The sequence below is a fragment of the Pseudomonas sp. GW821-FHT09H03 genome (assembly GCF_059415945.1).
The window spans coordinates 129,013-137,089 of record NZ_JBWKOF010000015.1 but is presented as its reverse complement, the minus strand read 5'-3'; the positions used below and the strand labels follow the sequence as shown (position 1 = coordinate 137,089).

General features: G+C 57.9%; 5 protein-coding genes. 3 read left to right on the top strand and 2 right to left on the bottom strand.

Features of this window, described 5'->3' with window-relative positions:
- Positions 1–388: 388 nt before the first annotated feature.
- On the top strand, positions 389–754 hold the full coding sequence (locus AC07OG_RS21125; protein WP_495067992.1) for a YcgJ family protein: 366 nt from the start codon (positions 389–391) through the stop codon (positions 752–754).
- Positions 755–910: 156 nt separating this feature from the next.
- The gene (locus AC07OG_RS21120; protein ID WP_218425974.1) at positions 911–1,174 is read left to right on the top strand and encodes a hypothetical protein; all 264 of its coding nucleotides are present in this window, start codon (positions 911–913) and stop codon (positions 1,172–1,174) included.
- Positions 1,175–1,242: 68 nt separating this feature from the next.
- Here the strand turns inward: AC07OG_RS21120 and AC07OG_RS21115 are convergent, their stop codons facing one another.
- The gene (locus AC07OG_RS21115; protein ID WP_495067991.1) at positions 1,243–3,033 is read right to left on the bottom strand and encodes a SulP family inorganic anion transporter; all 1,791 of its coding nucleotides are present in this window, start codon (positions 3,031–3,033) and stop codon (positions 1,243–1,245) included.
- A gap of 217 nt (positions 3,034–3,250) precedes the next feature.
- Positions 3,251–3,898: a hypothetical protein gene (locus AC07OG_RS21110; protein ID WP_082457460.1), complete on the bottom strand. Its 648-nt coding sequence runs from the start codon at positions 3,896–3,898 to the stop codon at positions 3,251–3,253.
- Positions 3,899–4,988: 1,090 nt separating this feature from the next.
- Here AC07OG_RS21110 and AC07OG_RS21105 point away from each other — a divergent pair.
- Positions 4,989–8,003, top strand: a complete 3,015-nt coding sequence (locus tag AC07OG_RS21105; protein ID WP_495067995.1) for an Ig-like domain-containing protein — start codon at positions 4,989–4,991, stop codon at positions 8,001–8,003.
- Positions 8,004–8,077 lie beyond the last annotated feature (74 nt).

Here is an 8,077-nt window from a genome sequence, read left to right as displayed (position 1 = left end):
GGAGTTTTCCGTTTCGACTGCGCCGGAAGTGGGGCGAATTATAGGCTTCCAGAATCTGCCGTCAAGGGTTGATTTGGATTTTCTATCAACAACCTCAAAAACCGCGAAAAAGACCGATTCCCTTCTTCTATATATAGAAGCGAATTCCTGACCCTCATCACAACCCTTGCATGAACGGACCTGCGCGGCACCGGAACTAAAAAAGCGATCCAGCCACTAAGTCAGGCACCTTTCAGATGGCGGCAACAGCCGCCGCCCCTCTCCCCTCTGGATTTCCGATCGGTACGAAGTCCGGGCTCCAACTGAAAAAGGTCGACTTGAAGTCGAAGCCGTCTCAATGCCCTCACCAGATGGAAGATGCTGACCGACCAGGAGGCTTAACCAGCTTATGAATAAATTGCACCTTTCGTTTTCTCTATCCCTGCTGTTGGCCATGACCGTAATGCCCACTGCTCACGCCAGGCAAGCAGCCGACAATAAGTCGCCAGCGCCGGGGGTGCTTTGCGACCGTTATGTATGCGCCAATGACCAGGGGATCTCTCGCGAGCTCACAGCCAAATATCTAGGTGAGAAAGCCGCCTCGAACAAGCTGTTCTCGATGCAGTCAGTTGATCTGACTGAGTTTACTTTTGCCAACGGTATCTTCTGCGACGTGAAGGAGCGGCTATGCCGTGAAGATCGCTACTATGGCGCGGATGGGCAGCGCACCGGAGCCATTTCCAGCAAATACACCAAACTGCTGTTTGGCGAATAACCGCCCCATTTATCCGTAATACCTCGACGCGTCCCCGGCCGGTCGCGTCCTCTCGGCTGCTTGACGAGCGACAGTCCTTGCAGGACGGCCTATGTGGTCCTATTGTCAGGATTCATCTGCCACGAAGTGTTTTTTGGGTTGTATTGGAGGAATATCATGATTCGCAAGCACTATCTGATGACCCTGGCGACACTGCTTATCGCAGCTGGCTTACAAGTGCTGGCGGTACCGGCACAGGCGACCGAGCAAGGCGAACAACGGCGTGAAGCGCGCGATACCAGGCAGGAAGGTCGCTCCACCGCCCGGCAAACCAAGGATGACTGCAGAAAAAGCAGCGACAAGAGCAATGTTGACTGCCGCCAGGAAAAGCGCAGTACCAAGCAGGATACCCGCCGCACCGCGAGGGACATCAAATATTGATAGATGACGGTAAACGAATATTGCTGGAGCGAATGGTCGGATTCGACTGCCGAAGAATCCGACACCCATCAATGATAGTCGCCCTGCTGCCTCATCCAATCCACCGGATGAGTCGCCAGATAGCTGTCGACCGCATCACCTATGGTCGGGAAGAACGCGGCCTCGCCTAGTCTGGCGAACAGCCCGAATTGCTTGAGCTTGTCCTTGACCGGGTCCTTCATCTCGGCCACGCGCAACTTTATGCCCGCTGCGTGCAAGGTCTCATCAAGTTCAGCCAGCATGTCGGCGGAAGTCACGTCGACGTTGGTGACCGGCTCTGCGGCGACGACCAGCCAGCGCACCGGTGTTGGTGATGCGGCCACTGCATCCAGCACCCGGTCATGGAAAGCCTCGGCATTGGCGAAGAACAAAGGGGCGTCCCAGCGGAACAGCACCAGCCCGGGTACCCGGTGTGCGTCGGGATAACGCTGAATGTCGTGATAACCCTTGACCCCATCGGCGCGCCCCAGCACCGCAGAATAGGGTCGCCAACTACCCCAAAGAAACTCGATGACGGCAATCACGATGGCCAGGCCGATTCCCTCGATCGCGCCAAACACCGCGACCCCGATGGTGCAGACGATCGACAACCAGAACTCCCAGCGCTGCATGCGATAGATGCGTCGCAGGTCAGCGACTTCAATCAGGCCGATGGCCGATGCGATGACCACCGCCGCCAGGGCGCTGGTGGGTAAATGCTGCAACAGGTTTGGCCCCACCATCAGCAGCAAGGTGACCGCCAACGCGCCGACAACACCGGTCAGTTGGGTCTTGGCACCTGCGGCCTCAGCCACCGGGGTACGCGAGGAACTGCTGCTGATTGGAAAACCCTGGAAAAAACCGGCGGCGAGATTGGCGACACCGAGCCCGACCATCTCCTGGTTGGGGTCGACATAAGTGCGGGTCCGCGCCACATAGACACGCGAGAGAACGCTGGTATCAGCGAACGAGACGAGGGCGACGGCAAAGCCGCCGATGAGCACCGGAACGATATCCTCACGAGTGATCCAGGGAATGGCGAATGCAGGCAAACCTTGGGGAAGCGCACCAAGGACCGACACCCCCGCGCTCGCCCCCAGGTCCAGCACACCCACGACCACGGTCGCACCGGCGACCGCGATCAAGATTCCGGGCAAACGCTTGTTGCCCTTGAGCAAAATGATCACCGCCAAAGTGGCTGCACCCACCATGAAGGTGACCCAGTTGGTCTTGCCCTCCAGCACTGCGGTGACAATGGCCCATATGTTTCTCAGCGGGCCGGTGGACTCAATCGAAAAACCGAAAAACTTCGGCATCTGACTGATCAACACGGTGACGGCGATCCCGTTCATATACCCATAGCGAATCGGTTTGGACAGCAGCTCCGTAATGAAGCCCAGACGCATGATGCCAGCCAGGATACACACGGCCCCTGACACCAGCGCCATCATGGACGCCAGGGCAATGGCCCGGTGCGGGTCGCCGCCCGACAGTGGCAGGACCACGGCAAGAATAACCGCAGCCAGCGAGGAGTCCGGCCCCAGTACCATGATCCGGCTGGGGCCGAACAAGGCATAAGCCAGCAGCGGAACAATGGTCGCGTAGAGCCCGTAAATACCCGGCACACCCGATGCCACGGCATAGGCAATGCCAACGGGGACCAGCATGGTGGTGAGCACAAGTCCAGCCATGATGTCGTGACGCAGCCAGCCCGGTTGGTATCCGCGCAACGTTACAAGTCCGGGAAGCCAGTGCATCCAGCCCTTCGGACGCCTGCTCGAGTCCCGATGTGCAATCCGGCCCGGTTCCGGGGCCGGCGGTAAAGCATCTGAATGGCTCATAGGAGAGTGGCCCCTGGCTGCACGGCCTGCTTCACATCAATGTGATGGAGCCTGACGAAGAGAGAATCGCTGTCAGGTAAATAGCGTAGGCCGCTTTGTGCTCATCCGCCGTGCCCCGCGCCTGCATGTTTTGCCTCCCAACAAAAAACCCCTCACAGAGAGGGGTTTTGTTTGACAGATTCAGGCGATTTCACTCGTCACCCTGAATGTCGTCAGCTCATCGTGCAAGGATTCCTGCAAACAGCCACGGAGTTTCCTGGGCCGATGCTGCCGCGTTGCGTTTACGTGCCCACTGAGTCAGCGCCACCATCATCGTAAAGCCGAGGATGATCAACACCGGATAGGCCATCAGCAGTTCGGTGAGCGAATATTTCCAGGCCAGCGGTCGACCGACACCGAGCATCGCGGCATACAACCAGGACACACCCGACAGTGCACCAGCGAACAGGGCAAACATTCGCACGCCGACCTGGAGGTCAAGAAGCGACCCGGCCTTGAGCATTGCAGGCAGTACAAAGCGGTGCAACAACATGCCGTTGAATGTCAGCAACAAAACAATAATGACTTTGGCTTGAAGTTTGGGGTTGGCAAAATAGGTCATTCCCTTTTCAAGGTAATCAATGCCGATGACCGCAGCACCGGTGACCCACAAAAAAAACAACGCGTTGGCCACAGACTTCTGAAGACTGGCCATGTGTTCGTTATCGTGCCCCGCCGACACGCGACCTTTAAACAAATCCTTGACCATTGCCGCATCGCTGGCGAACACCAGGCCAATCGCTACGCAACAAGCCAACAGGTGGACATACACCACACCTAAACGCAAAAACTCCATGGATTCTTTCTGGCCCAGCAGGCCGATCATTGTATTAATATCCACGATTACATCTCCACATTATGTAGCAGTGCAAAGCTGATCAGATTTCAAATGTGCGAATTAGTTGGACGCACTTGAAATATCAAGCTCACATCAATTAAAACAATTCGATTATTTTAAATTACAAGAGAGTGCGACTCGCCCAGCGAGCCAAGGGATGAGTTCATATATTCGCTCCAGATTTTCAGGTAAAAAAATCCCCACGTGCATTCCATTCAATGCAAATGAGGTCAACGTCCATTTTTTACTAGGGAGTGCAGCACGAAGACTCGAAGTTCGGATTCGTCTGCTGGAAAATAGGAGCCCAGCATATCCCAATCGTTCATTTTTTGGGCAGCGCGACCGACAGGCGGCACTTTGCCCACGCGCCTGCGCAGCCTTGTCTGACAGGCTGAAACCTGCGGAGCTACAGGGCTGAATCGTTTCCTGATTGAGCCATAAACCCAATACACTGGAACCGACCGATGGCGCAACTTACTCTCTTGTCTGCGGGCACTAATAACTCCAGATGCGGCACAAGAGCCAGCGTTTAAAACAGTATCGTGGGTATCTCCAAAGATGTTTCACCAGCAAATTTTCGCTTCCATAGCTACTTCCATTGTTAGAAAGAACCTGTTGACTTCGGTCATCGAAAGCACAGTAGTTGTGTACCATCGAAGACTGCAATTGTTCGCGATGTTGGTCGCAGTTATGACCAGGAATCTGCACAGTGATTCATCGGTGAAACACTGCAAAGCGAGTGGTCGGAAGGTTTGTCGATTACCCAGCTGCAATTCGCCTAAGCACACAAGCGGGTTACCGAAACCGGCAAGCGGCACCAAAAATGGGGTATCTCACCCACCCAACGGGGGTGTTTACCCCCAGATCAGCGGATTTTCCCCCATTCCCACTCCCCTTCATCATGAAACATTCAGTAATAATTTAATGGCTCATTAGTTGCACTCCCCCTTGTACCCGCAACAGCTGTCGTCCCGAACGTGGAGACGGCCGGGCGTTAGCCAAGGGGTGAAAAATGAAACGCACGACTCCACCTATCAGTTCCATCGACTTGCTACGCAGATCGAGCCTGCCCTGCGTGATGCTCATGACCCTCACCACCGCTAACGCGGTGCCGCTCGACGATACCAGCCAGCCGCCACCGACGGACCCCTCGGCGTTTACCAATCCGCCCGCCAACCCGGCCGCCGCCCTGGAAGCCCTGAAAACCATGCCACCAGCCAACCAGGGGGCGATCGCCCTGCCCAATGGCGCCTATGGCAACCGTAAGACCCCGACCGCCGAAAATGTGCTGCCGCCAAGCCTGCAGACATCATTCAAAGTCCCCACCAACGGCAAGCCCAGCCCGTTGTTCGGGGCCCTGCCGTACACTCAGCAATTACTGTTGCTCGAAGAATTCGGCACGGAAAAACTCGACCCGACCCTGCCCGCGCCACCGCTGACCTTCCCCGTGCCCCTTGCCGGTCCGGCGCCTGCGCAAGACCCCAACAGCATCGCGCGCAGCGGCCCTTCTAGCGCGGCACTGGAGGCCTTCATGCGCCAGCCGGGGCTGTACCCGTTTCCCTCGCAGTATTCCAACGTACTGGACCGCAACCCCTGGAAAGCGCAGATCGAAGCCTTCCTCAACCGCCAGCCAATCGGTTCATCGGCCGAAGGTCGTCCGCCAGGAAAGGGTTGGTCACATCAACGCTGGAACGAGTTCTACCCGCAGGTCGCCTTCAAAACCGTGCAAGCCGGCGCCAAACTCAACGGCGGCATGCGCGACCGCAGGCAGCTGCACAATTACGCGGTCGGTGAGTTCGGGCCCGGTGGGCTCTACAATCAGACGTCGGAAACTCCCCTCGCGATCGGCACGACCAAAGGCATCGACACGCGTTTTCACCCCAACATGCCGATTCAGAACCACAAGGCGCTCTGGACCTTCGACGGCACCTTTCCGGTAAAATTGTTGATGGTGCGATATGGTCAACCGGTGCTGATGCGTCATTACAACGCCCTGCCGATCGACCCGGCGGCCAACATGGGTTTCGGCCTGCACACCTTGAGCACCCACGAACACAACGGGCATTCCCCCGCTGAAAGCGACGGTTATGCCAACGCCTATTTCTTTCCGGGCCAGTACTACGACTATCGCTGGCCGATCCAGTTGGCCGGTTACGACACTATCAACACCACCGCTCAGGACCCGCGCGCGGCGTTCCCTTGCGCCCCAGGAGAAACCCTGTTCGTCAACGACGCCACTCCTGGCCTCAAGACCTGCAACAACGGCAGCATCAAGATCCGTGGCGACTGGCGCGAAACCATGAGCACCCACTGGTTCCACGACCACATGCTCGATTTCACCGCTCAGAACGTCTACAAGGGCAACGCGGTGATGATGAACTACTACAGCGCCCTGGACCGTGGTAACGAAGCCCTGCAGGACGGCGTCAACCTGCGCCTGCCCAGCGGCTCGGCGCTGCCATGGGGCAACCGCGACTATGACGTCAACCTGATGATTGCCGACAAGGCCTGGGACAAGAACGGTCAACTGTGGTTTAACCCGTTCAACACCGATGGCTTCATTGGCGACCAGATCCTGGTCAACTGGCAGTACCAGCCGCGCCTGAAAGTGCGCGCGCGCAGCTATCGTTTCCGCATCCTCAATGGATCGGTGTCGCGTTACTTCAGGTTCGCGCTGGTACGTGAAATCGCCGGCACGGGTGGCGAGTTCCCAGGGCCGACAGGTTCCGGGTTGTCATACGCCCGGGTGCCGTTCCACATGATCGGCAACGACGGCAACCTGATGGAACACGCCGTACCGTTTGACGGCAGCATGGACCTGGACGGCGACGGCGACCTGCAGGACCACAACGCCATCATGCCTACCCAAGGCGTTGCAGAGCGCTACGACATCATCGTCAACTTTGCGAAAAACGGGATCAAGACCGGCGACAAGCTGTACTTTGTCAACCTGATGGAGCACCAGGGCGGCCGGGGCCCCCAGCAGGCAGCGCTGAGCCTGGCCGATGTGCTGTCCGGGAAGTACAAAGCCGTGCTCAAGCTGGGCAGCAATGGGCTGGAATGGGACGGCGGCGACCCGGTAGTGGGCAAATTCATGCAGATGGTGGTCCAGCCTTATTCCGGCCAGGACGTGAGCATGAACCCCGCTGACTACGAACCCGCCAAGCCAGGCAAGGCGGTGGGTAAAATCATGATCCCGCTGAACCTCAATCGTGACGACCCGACGGTGCAGGCCAAACTGAACGCAGCACGGCATCGCGAGTTCATTTTCGGCCGATCCGACGGTACCGACGAAGAGCCTTGGACGATCAAGATGGACGGTGCTTTAGGCTATCGCATGGACCCCCGCCGGCTTAGCGCCGCCCCGCAGTTGGCCAACGGCCCGACCGCTGCCGGATTCTCCGGCGACGGTACCCTGGAAGTGTGGAAAATCAGGAACGGCGGCGACGGCTGGAACCATCCGGTGCACGTGCATTTCGAAGAGGGCATCGTGCTCAACCGCGATGGCAAGGCGCCGCCGGAATGGGAAAAATGGGCACGCAAGGACGTCTATCGCATCGGTGAAGGCATCGACAGTACGATGGACGTGGAGATTGCCATCCGCTTCCGCGAATTTGCAGGGACCTATATGGAGCACTGCCACAACACCCAGCACGAAGACACCTCCATGCTGATGCGTTGGGACGTCGAGAACCCCGGCCAGTTCCAGTTGATGCCAACGCCCCTGCCCGGCTGGGACGGCGTCACCTACGTGAGTTCCGCTGCGCTGCCGACCTTCCGCACCGGCCAGACCGAAAACAAAAAACCGATCGCCAATCCCGACAGCGCCGTCAGCAACACACTCCAGCCGTTGACTATCAACGTCCTGGCCAACGACAGCGACCCTGACGGTAATGTGCCACTCAAAGTGGTGGGGCTGACGCAACCGGCCGCCGGCAGAGGCACGGTCAGCACCGACGGATTGCGCGTGGTGTACACACGTCCGGCCACCGTCAGCACCCCGTTCACCGCGACCTTTACCTATCAAGCCATCGATACCAAGACTGCGGTGTCGACTCCGGCGACAGTGTCCGTAACGGTCTCGGCGCCGTAGTGAGCTGACAGTGCCGTTTGCAGACGAGGGCCTCAGAGATTTTGAGGCCCTTGGGTTGCAGGCCAATCGACAAA

Excerpts from the sequence above, each read along its gene's own strand:
- AC07OG_RS21125 (WP_495067992.1), top strand. The coding sequence starts at position 389 with ATGAATAAATTGCACCTTTCGTTTTCTCTATCCCTGCTGTTGGCCATG.
- AC07OG_RS21120 (WP_218425974.1), top strand. The coding sequence starts at position 911 with ATGATTCGCAAGCACTATCTGATGACCCTGGCGACACTGCTTATCGCA.
- AC07OG_RS21115 (WP_495067991.1), bottom strand. The coding sequence starts at position 3,033 with ATGAGCCATTCAGATGCTTTACCGCCGGCCCCGGAACCGGGCCGGATT.
- AC07OG_RS21110 (WP_082457460.1), bottom strand. The coding sequence starts at position 3,898 with ATGATCGGCCTGCTGGGCCAGAAAGAATCCATGGAGTTTTTGCGTTTA.
- AC07OG_RS21105 (WP_495067995.1), top strand. The coding sequence starts at position 4,989 with ATGCTCATGACCCTCACCACCGCTAACGCGGTGCCGCTCGACGATACC.